The organism is Streptomyces sp. NPDC051109, from assembly GCF_044455885.1.
GTDB lineage: Bacteria > Actinomycetota > Actinomycetes > Streptomycetales > Streptomycetaceae > Streptomyces.
This window is the reverse complement of sequence record NZ_JBITFF010000002.1, coordinates 623,141-643,439: the sequence shown is the minus strand read 5'-3', so window position 1 is coordinate 643,439 and position 20,299 is coordinate 623,141. Positions and strand designations below refer to the sequence as shown.

Genomic DNA, 20,299 nt, shown 5'->3' with positions numbered 1-20,299 from the left:
ATCCACACCAGGCCAGAAGGCCCTCACCCATTTCAAGATCCCTCAGCGGAGACCTACATCACCCGTCCACAACCTCCCTGGACAGAACACCTAGGGCCGGCGGAACCCGCGGCGCCGCGGGGCGGCCGGCGGGCCGAACGGCGGGAGGGCCTTGAAACGCTCGTCCAAGGCCGCCGTCGGGGCGACGCGCCGCGACGCGCCGCGGACCAGCGTGAGCGGGCCCTCGGGGAACTCCGCGTCCCACCTCTTCGAGGTGGACCGAGGCGACGGGGCCCCTCGCGTCGGTCCAGACCCCCTGCTCGCGCTCCGTGAAGCCGGTGAGGCCCATGGCCGTGACCGGTGCCGGTGTGGATACCGGTGTCATGGGGACCATGACGCTGATCACCGGCCGCGCCTGCCGCGGCGGGTCAGGCCGGGGCCGGGCCCGGGGGCAGGACCGGGGCTTCGGCGGCGTGTCCCCCGCGGACCGCGGCGAGGGCGGCGGCGTGGACGGCCGCAGGGTCGCCGTGGTGGGGGACCGGGCTGCCGGTCAGCGTGTACCACTCCTCCGCGTCCTTGTACTGGACCTCGATCCGGGCCGTCCCGCCGTCCGGCAGCGCCGTCGTGCGCAGGGTCAGCGGGCCCGTGATGACCCCGACCTCGTCCGTCATCGCCCCGCCCGGTCCGGCGAGGACCTCGTCGCACCACTGCTGCCGTCCGGCCATGTGCTGTCGTCCGGTCATGCCGCGCAGCTGTCCAGCATCGTCCCGAGCATCTTCTTCTCCGGTTCGGTCACGGTCAGTCCGTACGTGGATTTCACGGTGGTCCAGGCCCGCCCGTACTGGCACCAGCTCGCCTTGTCCGGCGGCTGCCACAGGTCGGGGCTCTGGTCGCCCTTCGAGCGGTTCGTGGCCGCCGTCACCGACAGCAGCTGAGGGTGGGTCAGGTCGTTCGCGAAGGCCTTGCGCCGCGCGGCGTCCCAGCCGGCCGCGCCCGAGCGCCAGCCCTCGGCGAGCGGCACGATGTGGTCGATGTCCATCTTCGACGCCTCGGTGACCACGGCCCCGTCGTACAGGCTCTTCCAGGTGCCGGAGACGGCCTTGCACTCGGCGTCCTGGACGACGTCCTTGCCGTCCCGCTTGAGCACGACCTCGCGGGTGTCGCACTTGTCGCCCTGCTCGGCCCAGTGGGTGAACTTGGCCCGGCTGTACCCGGCCATGGTCCCGGGCGGGGCGACCTTGAGCGCGGCCAGCCGGGTACGGGCCGCCTCGACGCCGACCATGCCGGGAAGCACGTCCCCCGAGGCCGGTTGGGCGCCTGCGCCGCCGGGGGCGGAGGACGGCGTACCGGCCGCCGAGGGCTTCGCGTCCTTGCCCGGCGCGGTGCCGGTGCCGGTGCCCGAGCATCCGGCCACGGCCAGCAGCACCGTCGCCGCCAGGACCGCACCCCGGACCCGTATCTGACGTCCCATGAACCCACCCCGAGCCGGTCCCGCACGCACGCTGTCCCCGAGAGACTACCCAGAACCGGACATTCAACCGGACCACCAAGCCGCCGCGGACCCGCCGCCGTCGAGCGGGCCTCCGGGCGCGCCGCCGAGCCGGGCGCCGAGCGGGCCCCCTCGGCGGGCGTTGTCAGTGGCTCTCGCTAGTCTCCCGACATACCGCAGCTCAGGGGGGCTTCGTCCCCCTGGTCGACGCTGCGCGCATCCGGGATCGGGCAGGCGGAGGGGCACGTACTGATGGCATGGCTGGCGGCGGGCGAGGGGTACGAGATCGCCCTGGTGGAAGGGAAGGTGGCGGCGCGATCCGCCACCGGCCGCTCGGCGGGACGGCAGTTGAAGACGCTGCCCAAGGCCCTGCGCGACCATCCCGAGGTGGACCGGCTGCGCCGGCTCGCCGAATGGCTGGATCGGCACGAGGCCGCCTGCATCGCCCAGGTGGACACCTGGATGGTCTCCTCGCTGCCCGTGCCGACGGCGCTGCTCGCCCGGGTCTGGCCGGACGAGGCCTGGCAGAGCGCGCTGCGCGACATGGCCGTCGTCGGCGAGGACCCGGACGAGGTGGGCTTCCTGCGGGACGCCACCGCGTCCGGCGAGCTGAAGGTGGTCAACCTCGATGGCGAGACCGTACGGCTGTCCCCGCGCACGGTGACCCTGCCGCACCCGGTGCTGCTGCCCGACCTGGACGACGTACGGGACTTCGCGGCCGAACTCGGCATCGTGCAGCGCGTCGAGCAGATCCACCGGCCCACCTGGCAGAAGCCCGAGGGGCTGGCCGCCACCGCCACGGAGGTACGGGACTACGCGGGCGGGGTCTTCGCCAGCCGGTTCGGCCTGGCCGCGCGGGCGACGGGCCTCGGCTACCGGGTCTCCGGCGGCTACGCGACCTGCAAGGTCCGCGACACCGGCCGGGGCACGGAGGCCGCGGTCTGGATCGGCGAACCGTACTACGAGGACGAGACGAGCACCGGCGCCCTGAGCTGGCACGACGAGAACGGACGGGCGGTGCGCCTGACGGAGGTCGGGCCGGTCGCCTGGTCCGAGGGAATGCGGATGGCCGCGGCGCTGTACGCCGGGCGCAAGATCGAAGAGGGGGGGGACGCGCGATGAGCACCACCACCACTGCAACGGAATCCGGCGGGACCGGCGCGAACGCCGCCGCTGCCGTGCACGAGGCCGAACTGCTGCTCAAGGCCGGCGCCGTGCTGCCGAACGGCACCGAGGGCGCGGGCCCCTCGGCGGTCGACCTGACCGCACGCTCCTACCGCCACCCCGCCCTCCCCGACGAGCGCGTCGTCGTCCGGCTCGCCGCCGCCGAACTGGGTCCGGCCGAGGACCTCGCCGCCGGGTTCCTGGGACTCGTGCTCGACGAGGCCGAGGGCGCGCCGCCCGTGGTCGGCCTCGGCCAGCGCCAGGCCCTCGGCTTCCCCGAATGGGTCCTCGTCCACCACCCGGAGGACGGACACCACGCCCTCGCCGTGGTCCCCGAGCTGGACCGGCTCGCCCGTACGGCCAAGACCAAGCCCAAGGCGGCCCTCGACGCCTGCCACGAACTGGCCGGCCGGCTCGGCGCCGCCGTCCCGCACTTCCTGCCCGTCTTCTACGAGCAGGCCGCCCGCATCTTCCTCGCCGTCGAGAACACCACGTACGCCGCCCAGCTGTTCGGCCGCGCCCGGACCAGCGAGGCCCAGCACGGCCTGGCCGTCGACGAGGACCGCCTCGACGGCGTGTTCCTCGAATTCGCCCTGGTCGGAGCCCTCCCGGTGAAGGTGCTCACCGGCTACGCCAAGGAGCTGTCCGCCCGCGTCAGCCCCGCCGAGGCCCACGAGCGCTTCCGCCGGCTGTGCGTCCGGCGCACCGCGGGCGGACTGCCGCCCTCCGCGCAGGCCGCGACCGAGCTGCGCCGCCTCGCCCGCGCCGCCGGCCTGATCGGTACCGAGGCCGAACAGGACTACCTCGCAGAGCTGCTGCCGCTGCCGGCCACGCTGCGGGCCGCGTACGGCTGGTGGAAGGCGCACCGCACCGCGCTGGTCGCGCTGGCCCGCCGGGTGCCGTCCGTACGGGGCACCCTGCTCGGCCTGATGCCGCCCGGCGGCGGGGACGGCGAACTCCCCGCGCTGTGGCTCGGCCTGCTGGAGGAGTCCGGCGCCACCGCCGGGCTGGTCCGCGCCGACCTGCCCGCCGAGCAGCGCTGCTCCGACGGGGCCGCCGGCTGGCTGGAGCGCTTCCACGCCGCCCGGCACACAGGCTGGGGCTCGCGCCCCACGCTGCCCGCCCTGCTCGACCTCGTCGGCCGCGCGGCCGACCGGCTGCGCGCCGAACTCGCCGAGCCCGGCCGCGAGGCGGGGCTGAAGGTGGGCGTCGAGGACGCCGACCTGCTGGACCTGCTGCTCTCCCTGGACATCCCGGTCACCGACCCCGAGCCCGACTCCGGGTCGCGCCGGCGCCACGACCAGCTGAACCTGGCCGACTGGGCACGCTCCGACCAGCGGCGGGACCTGCTCTCCCTCGCCGCCGACGAGCGCTTCCGGCCCGCGTTCCGGCGCGCCGCGTACGGTCTGGGCGGCGATGCCCACGCCGTGGAGGTCATACGGCTGCTCGCCGCCTCGCCCGGCGGCCGCCCGATGCTCACCGAGTGGATGCACGAGGTGGCCGGCGCCTCCACCGCCGCGGGCCTGCCCGGGCTGCCGGACGCCATCCGGCGGCTGACCTGGCTGCCTGCCGAGGCACTCGAACTCGCCCGGGAGGAGGTGGCCCTCGCCGCCTCCGCCGATCTCGGCGAGACCCTCGCCCGCACCCTGCGCACCGGCCTCTTCGAGGAACTCTCCTGGCCCGCCTGGGAGAAGGCGGTCGCCGAGATGGCGCCCGGCGGCCAGGGCCGGCACGGGCTGACCGTCGTCGAGGCCTGGCCCCACCTGATCGTCGCCAACTCCGCCCAGGTCCGCGTCATCGACGCCGACTCCACCGTGCTCACCCACGACCTGCGGGCGGCGAGCAGCAACGCGCGCCGGTACGGATTCCACTACGTCGACGGCGAACTGCTCGTCTTCTGGGCCCACTACGGCAGCGGGGGCATCGAGGGCTACTGGCACACCGACCCCGGCAACGTCTTCACCGTCGACGCCGACGGCGGCTACTGGAACCTGCGCTCCGAGGACATCAGCCTGCCCCTGCCCGGCGGCGGCCGCACTACCGGCGGCGGGGTCCTGCACGCCGGAGACACCAAACTGCCGGCCGAGCGCCGGCTGCTGTCGGACGGGACCTCGTACTGGGTGTGGCAGCGCCAGGACCAGGACCACGCCGGCGGCTGGCGCGAATACGACCCCGCCGGCGGAGCCCTCGGCCGGCTCTCGGCGCCCGGCTTCCTCGCCGACGCCCTGCGCGCCCACCCCGGGGACGGCAACAGGGTGCCCGCCCAGTCCTGCTGGCTGCGGCCCGCGCCCACCGTCGAGGGCTCGGTCCTCGGCGCGCCCGTGGACGGCCTGCTCGGCTGGCGCGTCGTACGCGTCGCCGGCCGGGGCTGGGAGGCCTCCGACACCGGCGGCCGCAGCGTCAGCGTTCCCGAGGGCGCCGAGATGCCCGTCGCCGCACTCACCTTCCCCGGCGACGAGCGGCCGCGCGCCCTGACCCACCGCTGGCGCGAGCTCAGCATCAGCGACCCGGACGGCGTGGTCACCGCCCAGTCGCGCGGCGACCACCGCACCGCCGCCTTCGCCACCGGCAGCGTCGAACTCCCTCCGCTTCCCTTCTGGTACGCGCTGCGCCCGCGCGACCTGGAGGGCTCGGCCGCCCTGCGCGCCGCGGACGGCGCAGCGGTCGGCGCCCTGCTCAAGGCTGCCGGCGCCGCCGAGGCGGCCACCGACCTGCCCGACCTGGTGCGTGCCGCGCTGCCGCAGGTCACCGCCCCGCAGCTGATCGGGGGCATCGTCGAGGTGCTGCGCTTCGCCCTCGCCCAGCAGGAGGCGCTGGACGCGGTCGCCGCCCGACTGGACCCCGACTCGGGTGCCGCGGCGGACGGGCAGCCCGAAGGCCCCACCGACGAACTGATCGCCGACGCGCTGCACGGGCTCGTCGGCACCGGGTACTACCGCTGGGGCGCCCAGACCGACGCGGCGTACCGCTACCTGGACGGGCTGGCCCGGGCGGCCGCCGACACCGACGCCGCCGCGGTGCCCGGACGGCTCCACTTCGACGTGCCCGCCCTGCCGTACTCCGCCCTTCCGTTCACGCCGCTGCTCGACCGGCCCGCGGCCATCGCGTACCGGGCCGTCGCCGTCGGGACCACCGACGAGCAGCGGGCCGCCCTGTGCACGGTGCTCGGCCGGGTGGACGCGCTCGGGCTGGCCTCCGCCGAGGGCTCCGCCGACCGCTGGCGCCGGGTCCTGGTCCACCTCGACCAGCGCCATCTGCGCACCCCTGACGGCATCGAGCGCAACACCTCGCACCGCAGCCTGCTCCCGCTGGGCGGCGGAGCCGTCCTCGGCCTCACCGAGCACAGCGCGTCCGCGTCCGACGGCCACGAGTTCGGGGCACTGCTGTACGACCCCGCCGGCCGCTTTGCCGTGCCCGGCCCCTACACCGTGCGCGGCGACGCCCCGCTCGGCGACCGGGAGCGCGGCCCCGGCTGGCTGGCGGCCTTCCTGGCCGAGGCCGCCGAGCGCGGGGCGGCGCCGTTCCTGCCCGAAGCCGCCGAGGAGTTCGCCCGCCTCACCGGAGTCTCCGGCACGCTCGCGCGACTGCTGCTGGCCGGCCTGCCGAACATCGACAGCTACGAGCACCACTTCCTGCCGGCCGAACTGCGCACCGCCCTGGGCGTCAAGGCGGCCGACGCGAAGCACGCCCGGACCGAGCTGAAGGGCCTCGACGCCGAAGTGCGGCGCGCGGTCGTCGGCGCGCTGCTGCCCGCCGACCCGGCGCGGCTGTGGACGGACGGGCCGGACGTGGCCGCCGCCGCGCAGGAGTGGAACCGCCGCGTGGGACGCCGTACGCCCGTGCCCGAGTGGCTGCTCGCCGAGGCCACGCGCGCCGCGAGCACCGGCTGGTCCACGCACCGGGCGCTGGCCGGGATCCTCGGCCCGGCGCAGTCGCGCTCCTTGAGCGTCGACGTCGCCTGGGAGGTCAAGGGGGACCACGTCGAGCCCCGCGAGCCGGCCGACGAGCCCTTCACCTCGACCGTCCTGACCGGAGCGCTGACCCTGACGGCCTGGATGGCCCACCGGCTGCCCGCCGGGGACCCCCTGCGGGCCGCGCTGCCGCCCGCCCTGACCGCCGTGCGCCAGCGGCTCGCCGCGCCCGAACTGATGCTCAGCATCGGCCACTTCACCAGCCTGCCCGACTTCCGCAAGGCCGCGGGGACGCCCACCGAGACGGGCGAGGGCTACGAGCGGTACGGCGCGGTCGTCATGGCCACCCACGACGACCGGCCCAAGCCCGCCCTGCGGACGGCCCTGCTCGACTCGACCGGCTCCGACCCGTACCTGCCGGCGCTGCGCGGCGAGGACCAGCAGCCGTCGTCGGTGGAGACGGCGCTGCGGGCCGTCCACGACGCGCGGTTCGCGGCTCTCCTGGCGGATCCCGGCGCGCCGGCGGCAGGGACCGTCGACAAGGACGGCACGTGGTGGCCGCAGGACCCGGCCCGCTCGGTGCCCGAGCTGGTGGCGGAGGTCCGAGAGGCGTACGGCCTGGGCGCGGACGCGGCCGCCGTGTACCTGGCGCTGCTCGCCATGCCCGACCCCACCGACCGCAACGTGGCCCGCTGGACCGGCTGGAAGCCGGCCCGGCTGAAGACCGCCCGCGCCGAACTGGCCGCCACCGAGCTGGTGGTGACGGCCTCCCGGACCCGGGCCGGCCGCTCGCTGTTCCTGCCGGGCGGCTGGGCGGAGATGTCCTCGCCGGTGCTGCCGGTGGAGCAGTGGAAGCTGCCGATGTACGGGCTGGCCCCGGGCGGCCGGCCGGTGCTGGGGGTGCTGGTGCCGGACGAGCCGGCCGCGGACCTCTACCGGCGGGCCTGGCAGCGGGTCCGCGAGGGCGACGTACCGCGCTTCGAGGCCCTGAAGGTCAAGCGCACCCGCGCACGCCGCCGCTGACGCCGGCACCGGCCGTGGCGCGGCGCTCCCTCCCCCCTCGTGGTGGGTGCGCCGCGCCGGCCGGCATCCCCCGTACCCCGTACGCCCGTACGCCCGTACCTTCCGAAGGACACAGCACGTCATGACCCTGACCGACACACCCGTTCAGACCCCTGCCCGGCAGTCGCTGCCCGCCGAAGAGCGGTACGCCGCCGAACTCGCCTTCCTCGCCGCCCAGGACACCGGCCCCCGCCCGCCCGGCTGGGCGCTCACCCCGCGCGCCGTCGTCACCTTCGTGTGCGGCAGCGAGGGCACGGAACTGGCCCTGCCGGGCCGCCGCCCCGCCGGGCTCCCGGCCAAGCTGGCGATCGCCCCGAAGTTCGTCGGCGAACGCGCCCTGGTCGAGCGCTGCGTCGTCACGCTCGCCGGGGAACGCGGCCTGCTGCTCACCGGCGAGCCCGGCACCGCGAAGTCGATGCTGTCCGAGCTGCTGGCCGCCGCCGTCTGCGGCACCAGCGCCCTCACCGTTCAGGGCACGGCCGGTACGACGGAGGACGCCTTCCGCTACGGCTGGAACTACGCCCTGCTGCTCGCCCAGGGCCCCACCTCCCAGGCGCTCGTCGACTCCCCGGTGCTCTCCGCCATGCGGACCGGGCGGGTGGTGCGGGTCGAGGAGATCACCCGCTGCCTGCCCGAGGTGCAGGACGCACTGGTGTCGATCCTGTCCGACCGGCGGGTGAGCGTGCCCGAACTGACGGCCACCGAGGACGCGGTGGTCTCCGCGGCCCCCGGGTTCACGGTCATCGCCACCGCCAACCTGCGCGACCGCGGGGTCTCCGAGATGTCCGCCGCCCTCAAGCGGCGCTTCAACTTCGAGACCGTGGCGCCGATCGCGGACGCGGACGCCGAGGCCACGCTGATCCGCCGCCAGGCGGTGGCCGCGGTGCAGCGAGCGGGCGCGGCGTTCGGAGTGGACGACGCGGTGCTGGACGCGCTGGTCACGGTCTTCCGGGACCTGCGCTCGGGGCGCTCGGCCGAGGGCTGGGACGTGGAACGGCCCGGTACGGTCATGTCCACGGCCGAGGCCGTCCAGGTGGCGGCCTCGCTGGGCGTGGCCGCGGCGTACCTGCCGGGCGGCGACGTACTGGACCTGCTGCCGGGGCACCTGCTCGGCGTGGTCCGCAAGGACGACCCGGCCGACCACGGCCGCCTGCTGGGCTACTGGGACGGCCCGGTGCGCCGCCGCGCCGAAGACGGCTCGGCGATGTGGCGCCGCCTGTGGGACCTCCGCGGGAACCTCCGATGACGGCCTCCGGCGGCCTCGCCGACCCCGCGATCGCCACGGCGGGCGCCGATCCGCGGGCCTCGGTGGACGGGCTCGCCGCCTCGCGGGCGCCGTACCTGCTGGGCGTACGGCACCACAGCCCCGCGCTGGCGGCGGTGGTGCCGGCGTTGCTGGACGCCGCGCAGGCGGAAGTGGTGTGCATCGAGCTGCCGACCGACTTCCAGCCGTGGCTGGAGCACTTGGCGGACCCCGAGACCCTCGCCCCGGTCGCCCTGGCGGGCACGGGCCGGGAGGGCGGGACGGCGTTCTACCCGTTCGCCGACTTCTCCCCGGAGCTGGCGGCGATCCGCTGGGCGCGTGCGCACGGGGTGGAGGTCCGCTGCTGCGACCTCCCCCTGGCCGACCCCGGCTGGACCGCCCGGTCCGAGGAAGCGGCGCCGAGGGATCGCCGCTCGTACGCGGAGGCGCTGACCGCATCCGGCACCGGGCGCGACGGCGACGACCTGTGGGACCGGGCCGTGGAGGTACTGGCCCCCGGATGTACGCCGGAAGCCGTCCGGCGGGCCGCCCTGGGCGTGGGCTGGGCCCTGCGCCAGGACGGCCCGGTCCCCGCGACCGACCTCGCCCGCGAGGCCCACATGCGCGCGGTCGTCAACGCCGCCGCGTCCGGCGGCCGCAGGGTCGCAGCCCTCATCGGCGCCTTCCACGCCCCGGCGCTCCTCGGCGCCGCCGCTGCGCAGCCCGCCGGCACGGCGACCGAGTCCGCCGGGGCCTCCACGGCCGCGCGGGCGCTCGGCTCCGCCGCCGGGACCGGGGGAGGGGAGGAGGGCGGCGGGGCGGTGACTTCCCTCGTGCCCTACTCGTTCGATCTGCTGGACTCCCGCTCCGGATACCCCGCAGGGATCCGGGACCCGCTGTGGCAGCAGGAAGTGCTGCGGGCCGGCGGGGATGCCGTGCGGGTGCGTGACGCCGCCTCCGTCGCCGTCACCGGCATCTGCCGGGAGCTGCGCCGCGCCGGGCACACCGCCGGGACCGGCGAGGCCGCCGAGACGTTGCGGCTCGCCTGCGACCTGGCCGTTCTGCGCGGGCTGCCGGCACCCGGCCGGGGCGAGCTCCTCGAAGCCGTCACCACCGTGCTCGGCCAAGGTGAACTCCTCGGCCGGGGCCGGGCGTTGGCCCGGGCCCTGGAGGCAGTGCTCGTCGGCACCGGCCGCGGCCGGATCACCCCGCACGCCCCGCGCTCCGGACTCGGCCCCTCCGTCGAGGCCGAGCTGGCGGAGCTGTGGCTGCCCGGCCCCGAGGACCCCGCCCCCCGCGAGGTACGCCTCGACCCGCTCCGCTCCCCGCTCGACCGCCGCCGCGAGGTCCTGCTCCAGCGGCTGGCCGTCTGCGGGGCCGCGTACGGGGAACCCCTCGACGTGGCCGCCACGGGCGACGGCACCGCCCTCGGCACCAAGTGGCGGCTGACCTGGACCCCGTCCGTCCCGGCCCGCCTCGACCTGGCCGGCGTCCGCGGGGTCACCGCCGCCCAGGCCGCCGCCGGGACGCTGCGCGACACCGCCCGGCGGGCCGCCGCCGAGGGCGGCCCGACACCGGCCCAGATCCTCACCGGCCTGGCCGCCGCCGCGCGGTGCGACCTGCCCGAGCTGGTGGGCGTACGGCTGGAGGAGGCCGCCGAGACCCTCCCGCAGACCGCGACCCTGCCCGAACTCCTGGAGTCGCTGGACCTCTTGGAGGGGCTCGCCCGCGGACACTTCCCCGGTACCCCCGACGGCCCCCGCGCCGCCGCTTCCGCGCTCACCGGCCGGCTGCTCGAAGCCGCCGTACGGTCCCTGCCCGGCCTCGCCGGCAGCGAGGACCCCGCCGACGCGCGCGCGCTCGTCGCCCTCGCCGACCGGGCCGCCGCCCTGCACCTGGGCCTGCGGATGGACGCCGCCCTCGCGGAACTGGCCGCCACAGCCTCCCCGTTGATGCAGGGCGCGGCACTGGCCGTACGGGTCCTCCTCGACCTGGACCCGGCCGCCGGCCTCGGCGACCGGGCCGCCGGGTGGATCGACGGCGCCGGCACCCCCGACGGCCGGCGCTCCCTCGCCCGCCGCCTCGGCGGCGTCCTGGCCGCCGCCGGACCGCTGCTCCAGTCCTCCGCGGCCGCCCTCACCCCGGTCCTGGACCGCATCGACGCTCTCGCCGACCAGGAGTTCCTGGACCGGCTCCCGGCGTTGCGCGGCGGGTTCGACGGAGTCGCCCCGGCCGCCCGGGACCGGCTGCTGGACACCGTCACCGAGCGGCTCGGCGACCGCCTCGACCTGTCGCTCGACGCGCCACCCGCGCTGCTCGCCCTGTGGGCCGCCGCGGACGCCGCCGGCGCCGCCGCGCTCAAGGCCCTCGACGGGCTGCCGACCGGGGGCACCGCTGCTCCCGGACCCGGACCCGGACCCGGTGCCGGTGCCGAGCCGGGGGCACCCGTACCGTCCGAACCCTCCGGCACGCCCGTACCCGCGCCCCTGCGCGGCGACCACCGGCTGGCCCCCGCCGACCGCTGGCGCCTGCTGCTCGGCCGCCGGCGCGACCTGCTCCCGGCCGGCGCCCGGCGCTACGCCCGCGCCCTCGACGAGCTGTACGGCAACGGCCGCGGCGAGGGCTCCGCCGACCTCGAAGGCGGCCGGGGCAACGGCGGCGGCCAGGAGGCCTCCTACCCGACGGCCCGCGAATGGTCGCAGGAGCTCGAAGCGCTCTTCGGCGCCGACGTACGCGAGGAGGTGCTCGCCGACGCGGCCGACGCCGGCCGCGCCGACGTACTGAGCCAGCTCGATCCGGCGGCCGTCCGCCCCTCGGTGGAACTGCTGAGTTCCGTGCTGTCGCTGGCCGGTGGCATGCCGGAGGCCCAACTCGCCCGGCTGCGCCCCCTGGTCAGGCGGCTGGTCGACGAGCTCGCCAAGCAGCTCGCCACCCGGCTGCGCCCGGCGCTCTCCGGCCTCGCCACCCCGCGCCCCACCCGCCGCCCCGGCGGCAGGCTCGACCTGGCCCGGACCCTGCGCGCCAACCTCGCGCACACCCGCCGCCTCGGAGACGGCCGGGTGGTCGTCGTCCCGGAACGGCCCGTGTTCAGCACCCGGGCCGGTCGGGAGGCGGACTGGCGGCTGATCCTGGTCGTCGACGTATCCGGCTCCATGGAGGCCTCGGTCATCTGGTCGGCCCTCACGGCCGCGGTACTCGGCGGTGTGCCGACCCTGTCCACCCACTTCCTGGCCTTCTCGACCCAGGTCGTCGACCTCACCGACCGGGTCGAGGACCCGCTCTCGCTGCTGCTGGAGGTCCGCGTAGGGGGCGGTACGCACATCGCGGCGGGCCTGGCCCACGCCCGCTCCCTGATCACCGTGCCGAGCCGCACGCTGGTCGTCGTGGTCAGTGACTTCGAGGAGGGCGCGCCGATCGGCGGACTCCTCGGGGAAGTCCGCGCGCTGGCCGCGTCCGGAGCCCATCTGCTGGGCTGCGCCGCGCTCGACGACGCCGGCGCGCCCCGGTACTCGGTCCCGGTGGCCCGCCGGCTCGTCGCGGCCGGCATGCCGGTGGCCGCCCTCAGCCCGCTCGCCCTCGCCCGCTGGGTGGGCGACCGCCTCCGTGGAGAATCCCGTTGAGCAGTGAGTCGAGTATCCAGTCGAGTACCGCGTTGAACACCGGCCCCCTGCAGCTGCCTCCCGTGGCCCCCGAGGTCCTCGCCGAGGCCGTCGAGGACCTCACCGCCCGGCTGCGCAAGAAGCTCGACGCCGCCATCGAGGGCTGCGCCGCGGGCGCGGCGTTCGGGGACGACGGGGGCGTGACCGTCCGCTTCGGGGAAGACGCGCTCGTCACCCTGCGGCCGGGCCCGAGCGGTACGGTCACCGCGGCGGACCAGGCCACCTGCACCTGCCTGTTGGCCCCGCGCTGCCTGCACCGGGCGGCGGTGCTGGGCGCGGCGCCCCTGGCCGACGCGGCCCGACCGCCGCTGTCCCATCCCGGCCCCGATCCCGTCCTCGACGGCGATCCCGCTCCGGACCCGGCGTCGGCGTCCGATGCCGGGTCCGGGGCCTCTTCGGACGGCGCCGAACCCGCCTCCGAACCCGCTCCCGAACCCGCCTCCGAGCCCGCCCCCGAGCCGGCTCCCGAAGCCCTCACCGCAGCCCAGCTCGTCGCGGCCGCCGCGCTCTGGCGGGCCGCCGCCGAGGCACTCGCCGCCGGTGCCACGGCGGGCGGCGCGGTGGTCCAGGCCGAGCTGCTGCGGGCCGCCCACACCGCGCGCCTCGCCGGGCTGCCCCGGGCCGAGGCCGCCGCCCTGCGGGTCGTACGGGGCCTGCGCGCGGCCCGGGAGCGCAGCGGCGGCCACCGGCTCGCCGACCTCACCGCAGCCTTCCGCGAACTCCTCCACACCGCCGCACTTCTGGCGTCCGGTACCGCGGGCGCGGCGCTCACCGGTGCCGCCCGCCGCGCCTACCGGCCGGGCGGCAGCCTGCGGGTGTACGGCTTGTGCCGGGAGCCGGTCCTGTCGGCCACCGGGTACGGGGGAGTGGTCACCCATGTGCTCGCCTCGGACGGCTCGCGCCACTCCGTCTCCGACGTCCGCCCCGGCGGCCTGGCCCGCGCCCGCGGCGCCGGATCGGCCTCCGTGGCGCTCGGCGGAGCCGCCCTCGACCACGCCGGACTCGCCCGCGGGGGACTCCGTATCGCCGGGGCCACGGTCTCCGCCGACGGCCGCCTCGGTGCCGGACGCGGGGTCCGGGCGACCCCGCTGCGCGGAGTCCCGTGGACCGAGGAGCCGGCCGCCGCGCTGTTCGCCCGCCCGGCCGCCGAGGCCGTGGCCGCCCAGCTCGCCGACCGGGACGCCGACCCGGACGGAGCCGGGCCCGCCCTGATCGGCTGCGAGATCGCGGTCGTCGGGGCGGCCGGCGAGGACCTCCTGGTCCGCGAGGTACGAGCGGGCGCGCCCCTGCTGCGGCTGCGCGCCGCCCACCCCCATCCGGAGCTGCCGCACACGGCCAACCTGCGCCGTATCGCCGCCCATCCGGGGCTGCTGCTCCGTGTCCTGGGACGCCCCGACCTGGACCGCGCCGCGACGCTGCGCCCGCTGGCCGTCGGGCCGGTCCCCGGCGCGCAGTACACGCTGCGCCTGCCCGAGGAATGGCTGGGCCGCGCGGACCTCGGCTACGACGTGCTCCAGGGCAGCCACTTCCCGCCCGGCGCGGCGGCTGCGCCGTCCGCCACCGAAGGCCCCGACGTCCTGGCCGACTCACCGCTGTGGCGGGTGCGCCGACTGCTCGAAAGCGGGGTCGCGGGCGGCCGCCGCGCCGTCGCCGAGACGGCCCGCGGCGCCGAGCCCCGCGCCGCGTACGGCCCCCTTCGCCGGGCGGGCTTCACCGCGGCCGCCGAGCTGGCCGCCGCCCTCGCCGCCGAGGCGGACCACCGGCCCCGCGACCCCTTCGGCCGCCTGGCAAACCCCTCACCCGACGCCTACGCCCAAGCCTGGCTGGCCACCGCCACCCACCTGGCCGCGGCAGAACGCTCCCTGGTGGCCGCGTCCTGGTCCTGGAGCCAGGAGGTGTCTCCGTGACCGCTCGTGACGCGTCGCGCGTTGGATGCCCCGCCGGGGCCATCCGGCGCCCCGCCCGCTCTCACCTGCGTTCGACGGGCTGGCGCCATGACCGGACTCGGGCCCGTCGCCTGGCCTCCTGCGCCGACGGAGACCGGACGGCTCGTGCTCCCCGAGTCCGAGGCCCGGGACCGTGCGGCGTTCATCGAGCTGTTCGCGTCGCCGGAGGTGGGCACCCACCTCGGTGGCCCTCGGCCTCGTGATGCGCTCGAACGCGCGGTGCCCGAGGTGCCCGGGCGGCGCCCCGGCCTCTTCGTGATCGATCTCGACGGAGCGATGATCGGCACGGTCGCGCCCGATCGGCGCGACGCGGAGCGTCCGGGGCACCTCCGGCCCGGTGCGGGTGGAGCCGAGCTCGGCCACATGTTCCTGCCGGAGGCGTGCGGACGGGGATACGCCGTCGAGGCGTGCGCGGCGGCGCTCGACCGGTTCGCCGACGCGCTTCCCGGCGAGCCGGTCGTGCTCCGCACCCAGACCGCCAACGCCCGCTCGATGCGCCTCGCGGCCCGACTGGGGTTCACCGAAGTGGAGCGGTGGTCCCCCGTCACGCCTTCCGGTCGAGCCGGGCGGCGTACTCGTCGGTGAGGAGCGTGCAGGTGCACCAGTCGCCCGTGCACGGGGCGCCGAGCTCGGCTCCGTAGGGCCCGAGGCCTGACATGAGGGCGAGCACCTCGGCACGTTCCGACGCGGTGAGGGCGGGCAGCGCTGCGCCCGGCCGCAGGCGCCAGGTATCCGGGACGTCGTCGATGTCGCCCACGACCTGCGCGTCGATGAACAAGGTGTGGAGGGGATGCTCGGGAAAGTCGTTGAGCCGCAGGACCCACCAGCGTCCGTCGGCCCGGGCCGCTCGGCAGAAGACGCGCGTGCCCGTATCGTGCCAGGCGGCCTGCGGGGGCAGGGCGGGGACCGGCGTCATGCGGTGGACTCCTGGGGGAGCGGGTGGCCGCGCAGCCATGCGGCGAGCGTGGTGAAGTCTGCCACGGTGAGGCCGAAGCGGGCGTCCACGCGGTGGAGCAGGGCCGGGGCCGGGTGGTGTGCGCGGACCCAAGTGCGGTCGGCGGGGGTGACCTCGTCGTCCACCCAGGCGAACGGGCGGCCGGCGGCGTGGTCGACCAGCGCGCGGGTCTTCCAGTGGATCCGATCGCGGTCGTCCTGCTCGGACGGGTCCGGCCAGGACACCACCGGCAGCTCCGGCAGGCCGAGCCGGGGCGCGACCCACGTGTTCGCGTCGGCCATCCAGGTCGTGGCCCAGACCACGTCGCACGGCAGTGCCAGGAGGCGGGGCCCGAGGGCGGGATCGAGCCTGGCGAGGAGGGGGTTCGCGTCGGACTGCGTCCCGTACGCCGGGTAGCCGTTCGGCAGCTCGTGGGCGCAGGCCCCGAACGGGATGAGTGGTCCGTCGACGTCGAGGAAGAGGAGGGGGCGCTGGACCGGGCTGGTCATGGCGCCACCGTAGCCCCCCATGTGGAACCGCGGACGGTGTGATCCCCTCTTCATGGGCAAGGGGGGACGATCGTGACTGTGACGAGGACAGCTGTGGCCCGGTCCGGGCCGGCCGTGAGAGCGGCGGTGGTGGGGCTCATGTGCGCCGTGTTGGCGGCATGCGGCACGCGGCACGCCGGAGGGGAGGCCGCCGCCCCTCCGGCCCCGGCAGCGCCGGTGCAGGAGACCTGCGGCCTCGACCGCACGACGGGGGGCGGCGGTACGGGTACGCCCGATCCGCCGACGGAGGAGGAGACGGGCGGCGGCTACGCGGGGCCGCCGACCGATGAGGAGACGGGCAGCAGTTACGCCGGGCCGCCCACCGATGAGGAGACGGGGAGTTACGCCGGGCCGCCCACTGATCAGGAGACGGGGAGTTACGCCGGGCCGCCGACCGATCAGGAGAGCGGCGGGTATGCCGGGCCGCCGACCGATGGGGACGTCACCAACGGCGCCGGGCCCTGTGGCGGGGCCGGGTGGTTCGACATGACGCGGGACTTCAACGCCTACTACGCCCAGCGGCGCACCAGCGCCGACAAGTTCCTGCCCGAACGAGCCGTCAGCGAGGCCCGGGTCCGCAAGGGGCGGGATTCCGGGGAGGCGGTCGTGATCTTCGCGACCCGATCCGTGGGCAAGGGCCTCGCGGAGGACGGCCGTCGGGTGGCGGACGTGTTCGTGTCCTGGAGGCAGCAGGTGTACCAGGACCACGGCACCCTGTCCGTCCGGACCGCCAACGGGGACGTCGTGGCCACCTCGGCATGGTGATGGCTCACACCCCCAGGGCGTTCCAGAACGCGCAGTGGTGTTCCGCCGGGCCGTCGACCGGGTGGGTCCCGCCCGGGCCCGGCGCCGGCGACAGTACGGAATCGGCCGGGCCGAACCGTGGCTCCGACAGCGCGCGCTGCGGAGCCGTCGGGGCGGCGGCACCCATCGTGAACAGGTAGGGCAGTTCTAAGCAGTGCGAGGCGCCGTAGGGGAAACCCGGCACCTCCGGCAGGCCGGTGAGGCGAAGTTCGGCGCGTCCCGGTCGCTGAACCGGTACGCGTACACCGGCACGTACCGGGCCGTCGCCCGGCCGTCCCGCAACGCCGGGCAGATGAACGAGGCGTCGGAGAGGAAGGCGGCGGAGGCGAGCGCCGGGGTCGGCCTCCGCCGCCGCCGGGTACCGCGCCTCGACGGCCGGGACGGCCGCGGCGCCGAAGGACTGCCCCACGCGGGCCCGGTAATCGCCCCGTGTCGCGGATGGGGTGCGCCGCCAGGCCCTGGGCGAGGAAGATCCGCACCTCGTCCTGGTTGACGCCCTCGATCACCGGCACCCGGTGGAAGCGGCCGCCCTCCAGGGCCCGCCGGGGTTCCTCGGGCAGCACGCGGTTGCGGTTGCCGTAGGAGTCGAGCGAGAACCGCATCATCAGCTCCGGGCGTCGCGAGCGTCGCCGCGTCCTTCCCGGGCGGGCAGTCGAGTACACGCCCGGCTCCGGCCGGTCGCAGCCGAGGCCGGCCGCCGACGTGACCCCGTCCGCGACGGTGCGCTGCTCGGGCACCCGCTGGAGCAGGGCGGCCGAGGCCGGAGAGGTCAGGTGCGCGCAGACGCTGAGCCCGCCCGCCGACTCGCCGACGTCGGACGGGTCGCCGCCGAAGCGGGCGGCGTTGGACCGCACCCCGCGCAGCGCCGCCTGCTGTCGTGACGACGGCGTCGGCATGGTGACGTTCAGGTGCAGGCAGTCCTCGGAGCCGCTCTGGCCCGCCCGGCCCCATCGCCGGCAGCTGCACGCAGCGCGCCCCCGGCGCCCCGGCGTCGCGTACGCGGGCCCGGCGCGCCGCGGGCTGCGGAAGCCGCCAGCGCAGCGGTCCGGTCGGCGGCGCTGCGTAGGGATTCCCTCGAAGGTCCGGTACGTGCCGTGCGCCGTGCCCCGTACCGGCCCCCGGTCGGCCTTCCCGACGGGCCGGTCTTCCGGGGCCGCGTCCGGCGCGGACGCCTCGGATGCAGGTCCGGCCCCGGTGGCGACCATGAGCAGGGCGCACCACACGGCGCTCCAGCGTCGTACGCGGCGGGCACGGGATGCCATCGACGGCCCTTCGGCGTCCGTCTCCGTCCTCATCCGTCCCCCGAACGGCGCTATCCGCGCTGTACGACGCCGCGTACGTAGGCGGCCTGGCCGGCGTGCTGGAGGTCGTCGGAGAGGATGCTCACCAGCCGCACCCCCAAGGTGACCGGCGGGTCCCAGCCCGTGTCGACGACGCGGTCCAGATCGGCGGCGGAGAGCCCCCGGACGAAGTCGGTGGTCCGCTCGTGGACGGCGTCGAAGTAGCCGAGCAGCAGCTCGTCCGACTCGACCAGGACCGTGCCGACCTGTTTGGCCGTGTGCCCGTAACCGGTGGCCTCGGCGGGCAGCGGCAGGGCGAAGCGGGTGAACCATTCCTGCTCCGTCCAGACCTGCTCCAGGCCCGACGCGTCCGCCATGTGGTCGTCCTGCACCCGGGTCAGGTGCCACACCAGCCAGGCGATCGAGTTCGCCTTCGGGTCGATCCGTGCGTTCAACTCCTCGGCCGAGAGCCCCTCGACCACTTCGTGCACCACCGCGTGGATGCGCCCGTACGCATCGGCCAGTGCCTCCGTAGCCTTCATGTACCGCCTCCTGACGTGGCGTCATGTCACCTGAGGTACGCCATCGGCCGGTGCCCCGTGGCGACCGGCCGATGGGTGAACCGGGGCGGGGCTACATGGGATCCATGCCCCGGTCGTCGATCCTGTCTTCCTTCTCGCTCTGCTCCTGGAGTCGGCGGGCCTTCTCCTGGAGCCTTCGGCGCTCTTCCGGATCGGTGGAGCGTTCGGCAGCCGTGTTCAGCTCCTGCGCCTTCTCGCGCAACTGCCGGACCCGGCCGCGGGCTTCGCCTGCGCTCATGACCACTCCTCGGGTGTGGGGGGGGTAAGGAGGCCGGATTCAGCGAACCAGCAGCGCCGCGCGGGCGCATCTCGAACCCTCCCCCTGGTGACCGGCCGGCCGGGAAGGGCGGCTCCCCCGTTTGCCCGCCCCGAATGGCGCAGCGGGGCCGGGTGGCGGTGAATGGTGACCGAGCGTGCGCTTCCCATGACGCACGTTGACCGGCGTGCGATGTGTAGACCCGCGCGTCGGCGAACGGAGCTTTCCATGGACGACCCCATCACGCTCGCGGCGACGCAGGACGACGGCCCCCGCGAGCTCCCCGACCCCGATTCCGCCCCCGAACCCGCCGGCGCGAAGACCCGGGCGACCCCGGCTGCCCCGACGAGTGCCGAGCCCATACGCACCCTGTTGGAGACGGCAGGCACCTGCCGGCCCCTTGAGGAAGTGGCCGAATTGGTGAGCCTCCTTGAGGAGGCCGGCCAGAGCACCGGCCACGGCCACCAGACGCTGCGGGCGGCCGCCGTCGGGCGACCCGTCCAGGACGTGGCCCTGCTGGCCGGCATCCTCGGGACGGACGAGGGCCGCGAGCCGCACCCGGATCCCGGCCCGACCCCTCGGAGCCCCGAGCCCGTGCACCGCGGCCCGGCCGTCGGGTCCCCGGAGCCCGACCCGGCCGTCGGGTCCCCGGAGCCCGGCCCGGCCGTCGGGTCCCCGGAGCCCGGCCCGGCCGTCCGGTCCCCGGAGCCCGGCCCGGCCGTCCGGTCCCCGCAGCCCGCCCTCCCGGCCGTCCCGGCTGTCCCCGCCGTCCCCGCCGTCCCCTCCGTGCACCCGGCCCTGACGCCGCACGCGGGCCGGCCCGCCCGGCCGCCCGCCGTCCCTGCCGTTCCCGCCGAACCACCACCGGCACGGGAGGGGCAGCGGTACGCGCGACGGCCCGAGCCGCCGGAGGAAGAGCCCTTCGACGACCCCTACGAGGACGAGCGGTACGAGTCGCTCGCGGAGTACCGCCGCACGTACGGGCGCGGCCCGTACGGCAGGCGGGCCGCAGCAGCCGCCCCCTCCGGCCCGCTGCGCCACCTGCTGCGCTGGCCCGTGGCGGCGGCCCTGCTGGTCTGCGGCGTCCTGCACCTGCCGAGTGACGTGACGGCGCTGCCTTCCCAGACCCCGGTTGCCTTCCTTCCGCTCCTCGCCGCCGTGCTGTGCCTCGGTCTCGGCGCGCTGATCGCGGTGCGCGACACCGCCGGAGCGTGGCGGGCCGCTGCCGTGGCCGCCGTTGCGGTCGTCGCCCTGCACGTGGTCGGCGGACTCGCGGCCTTCGACCCGCTGGAGGGTGCGGTGAGCGCCTCCCAGGCCTGGGCGGGCGTCACGGCGGTGCTCTGCGCCGCGGCCGTCGCGCTCCTGGCGGGCCTGGCGCTCGGCAACCGGTCGCCCCGCCCCCGGGCGGGCGCCGGCGGCTGACCGAGCGATGGGGGCGGGATC

The 20,299-nt window shown here is 76.4% G+C and carries 15 protein-coding genes and 2 pseudogenes; 8 read left to right on the top strand and 9 right to left on the bottom strand.

Annotated features, from left to right (window positions below; genetic code table 11):
- Positions 1-407: 407 nt before the first annotated feature.
- Complete coding sequence (locus ACIBAD_RS05755; RefSeq protein WP_134069140.1) at positions 408-722, bottom strand: hypothetical protein; 315 nt, start codon at positions 720-722, stop codon at positions 408-410.
- A complete protein-coding gene (locus ACIBAD_RS05750) occupies positions 719-1,450 on the bottom strand; it encodes an HNH endonuclease family protein (RefSeq protein ID WP_398904747.1) in 732 nt (243 codons plus the stop codon). Before ACIBAD_RS05750 ends, ACIBAD_RS05755 begins: the two co-directional genes overlap by 4 nt.
- A gap of 270 nt (positions 1,451-1,720) precedes the next feature.
- On the opposite strand from ACIBAD_RS05750, the gene ACIBAD_RS05745 reads away from it, so the two are divergent.
- The 6 genes from ACIBAD_RS05745 to ACIBAD_RS05720 all read left to right on the top strand — a co-directional run bounded on the left by ACIBAD_RS05745 (position 1,721) and on the right by ACIBAD_RS05720 (position 15,038).
- On the top strand, positions 1,721-2,590 hold the full coding sequence (locus ACIBAD_RS05745) for a DUF4132 domain-containing protein (protein ID WP_134069138.1): 870 nt from the start codon (positions 1,721-1,723) through the stop codon (positions 2,588-2,590).
- On the top strand, positions 2,587-7,566 hold the full coding sequence (locus ACIBAD_RS05740; RefSeq protein ID WP_398904745.1) for a DNA-binding protein: 4,980 nt from the start codon (positions 2,587-2,589) through the stop codon (positions 7,564-7,566). Before ACIBAD_RS05745 ends, ACIBAD_RS05740 begins: the two co-directional genes overlap by 4 nt.
- Before the next feature lie 121 nt (positions 7,567-7,687).
- Positions 7,688-8,851, top strand: a complete 1,164-nt coding sequence (locus ACIBAD_RS05735; protein ID WP_398904743.1) for an AAA family ATPase — start codon at positions 7,688-7,690, stop codon at positions 8,849-8,851.
- Entirely contained in the window at positions 8,848-12,468 is a 3,621-nt protein-coding gene (locus ACIBAD_RS05730) for a DUF5682 family protein (protein WP_398904741.1), read from the top strand. Before ACIBAD_RS05735 ends, ACIBAD_RS05730 begins: the two co-directional genes overlap by 4 nt.
- A 32-nt stretch (positions 12,469-12,500) precedes the next feature.
- Entirely contained in the window at positions 12,501-14,414 is a 1,914-nt protein-coding gene (locus ACIBAD_RS05725; protein ID WP_398904739.1) for a hypothetical protein, read from the top strand.
- 87 nt (positions 14,415-14,501) lie between these two features.
- Positions 14,502-15,038: a GNAT family N-acetyltransferase gene (locus ACIBAD_RS05720; protein ID WP_398904737.1), complete on the top strand. Its 537-nt coding sequence runs from the start codon at positions 14,502-14,504 to the stop codon at positions 15,036-15,038.
- On the opposite strand, the gene ACIBAD_RS05715 is transcribed toward ACIBAD_RS05720, so the two are convergent.
- Both ACIBAD_RS05715 and ACIBAD_RS05710 read right to left on the bottom strand, forming a co-directional pair.
- Entirely contained in the window at positions 14,998-15,369 is a 372-nt protein-coding gene (locus ACIBAD_RS05715) for a hypothetical protein (protein WP_134069133.1), read from the bottom strand. The genes ACIBAD_RS05720 and ACIBAD_RS05715 overlap by 41 nt on opposite strands.
- Entirely contained in the window at positions 15,366-15,896 is a 531-nt protein-coding gene (locus ACIBAD_RS05710; protein ID WP_398904735.1) for an HAD domain-containing protein, read from the bottom strand. The genes ACIBAD_RS05715 and ACIBAD_RS05710 overlap by 4 nt, the downstream gene beginning before the upstream one ends.
- 138 nt (positions 15,897-16,034) lie before the next feature.
- On the opposite strand from ACIBAD_RS05710, the gene ACIBAD_RS05705 reads away from it, so the two are divergent.
- Complete coding sequence (locus ACIBAD_RS05705; RefSeq protein WP_398904799.1) at positions 16,035-16,700, top strand: hypothetical protein; 666 nt, start codon at positions 16,035-16,037, stop codon at positions 16,698-16,700.
- Positions 16,701-16,704: 4 nt separating this feature from the next.
- Here ACIBAD_RS05705 and ACIBAD_RS05700 read toward each other — a convergent pair whose 3' ends face one another.
- From ACIBAD_RS05700 to ACIBAD_RS05680, 5 genes and pseudogenes are all read right to left on the bottom strand, one after another.
- The gene (locus tag ACIBAD_RS05700) at positions 16,705-16,923 is read right to left on the bottom strand and encodes a hypothetical protein (protein WP_398904797.1); all 219 of its coding nucleotides are present in this window, start codon (positions 16,921-16,923) and stop codon (positions 16,705-16,707) included.
- A 610-nt stretch (positions 16,924-17,533) separates the two neighbouring features.
- Positions 17,534-17,635 (bottom strand): annotated as a pseudogene (locus ACIBAD_RS05695) (hypothetical protein); the annotation flags it as partial.
- Positions 17,636-17,747: 112 nt separating this feature from the next.
- A pseudogene (locus ACIBAD_RS05690) lies at positions 17,748-17,957 on the bottom strand (hypothetical protein); the annotation flags it as partial.
- A 94-nt stretch (positions 17,958-18,051) separates the two neighbouring features.
- Entirely contained in the window at positions 18,052-18,561 is a 510-nt protein-coding gene (locus ACIBAD_RS05685) for a DinB family protein (RefSeq protein ID WP_134069130.1), read from the bottom strand.
- 91 nt (positions 18,562-18,652) lie between these two features.
- Positions 18,653-18,838 carry a DUF6381 family protein gene (locus ACIBAD_RS05680; protein WP_053689824.1) on the bottom strand — a complete coding sequence of 62 codons (186 nt, stop codon included), beginning with the start codon at positions 18,836-18,838 and terminating at the stop codon, positions 18,653-18,655.
- A 246-nt stretch (positions 18,839-19,084) separates the two neighbouring features.
- Here ACIBAD_RS05680 and ACIBAD_RS05675 point away from each other — a divergent pair, with 246 nt between their 5' ends.
- Positions 19,085-20,278: a hypothetical protein gene (locus ACIBAD_RS05675; RefSeq protein WP_398904733.1), complete on the top strand. Its 1,194-nt coding sequence runs from the start codon at positions 19,085-19,087 to the stop codon at positions 20,276-20,278.
- The last annotated feature ends 21 nt before the right edge of the window (positions 20,279-20,299 follow it).

Excerpts from the sequence above, each read along its gene's own strand:
- ACIBAD_RS05685 (WP_134069130.1), bottom strand. The coding sequence starts at position 18,561 with ATGAAGGCTACGGAGGCACTGGCCGATGCGTACGGGCGCATCCACGCG.
- ACIBAD_RS05755 (WP_134069140.1), bottom strand. The coding sequence starts at position 722 with ATGACCGGACGACAGCACATGGCCGGACGGCAGCAGTGGTGCGACGAG.
- ACIBAD_RS05745 (WP_134069138.1), top strand. The coding sequence starts at position 1,721 with ATGGCATGGCTGGCGGCGGGCGAGGGGTACGAGATCGCCCTGGTGGAA.
- ACIBAD_RS05680 (WP_053689824.1), bottom strand. The coding sequence starts at position 18,838 with ATGAGCGCAGGCGAAGCCCGCGGCCGGGTCCGGCAGTTGCGCGAGAAG.
- ACIBAD_RS05735 (WP_398904743.1), top strand. The coding sequence starts at position 7,688 with ATGACCCTGACCGACACACCCGTTCAGACCCCTGCCCGGCAGTCGCTG.
- ACIBAD_RS05715 (WP_134069133.1), bottom strand. The coding sequence starts at position 15,369 with ATGACGCCGGTCCCCGCCCTGCCCCCGCAGGCCGCCTGGCACGATACG.
- ACIBAD_RS05750 (WP_398904747.1), bottom strand. The coding sequence starts at position 1,450 with ATGGGACGTCAGATACGGGTCCGGGGTGCGGTCCTGGCGGCGACGGTG.
- ACIBAD_RS05720 (WP_398904737.1), top strand. The coding sequence starts at position 14,502 with ATGACCGGACTCGGGCCCGTCGCCTGGCCTCCTGCGCCGACGGAGACC.
- ACIBAD_RS05740 (WP_398904745.1), top strand. The coding sequence starts at position 2,587 with ATGAGCACCACCACCACTGCAACGGAATCCGGCGGGACCGGCGCGAAC.
- ACIBAD_RS05675 (WP_398904733.1), top strand. The coding sequence starts at position 19,085 with ATGGACGACCCCATCACGCTCGCGGCGACGCAGGACGACGGCCCCCGC.
- ACIBAD_RS05730 (WP_398904741.1), top strand. The coding sequence starts at position 8,848 with ATGACGGCCTCCGGCGGCCTCGCCGACCCCGCGATCGCCACGGCGGGC.
- ACIBAD_RS05710 (WP_398904735.1), bottom strand. The coding sequence starts at position 15,896 with ATGACCAGCCCGGTCCAGCGCCCCCTCCTCTTCCTCGACGTCGACGGA.
- ACIBAD_RS05705 (WP_398904799.1), top strand. The coding sequence starts at position 16,035 with ATGTGCGCCGTGTTGGCGGCATGCGGCACGCGGCACGCCGGAGGGGAG.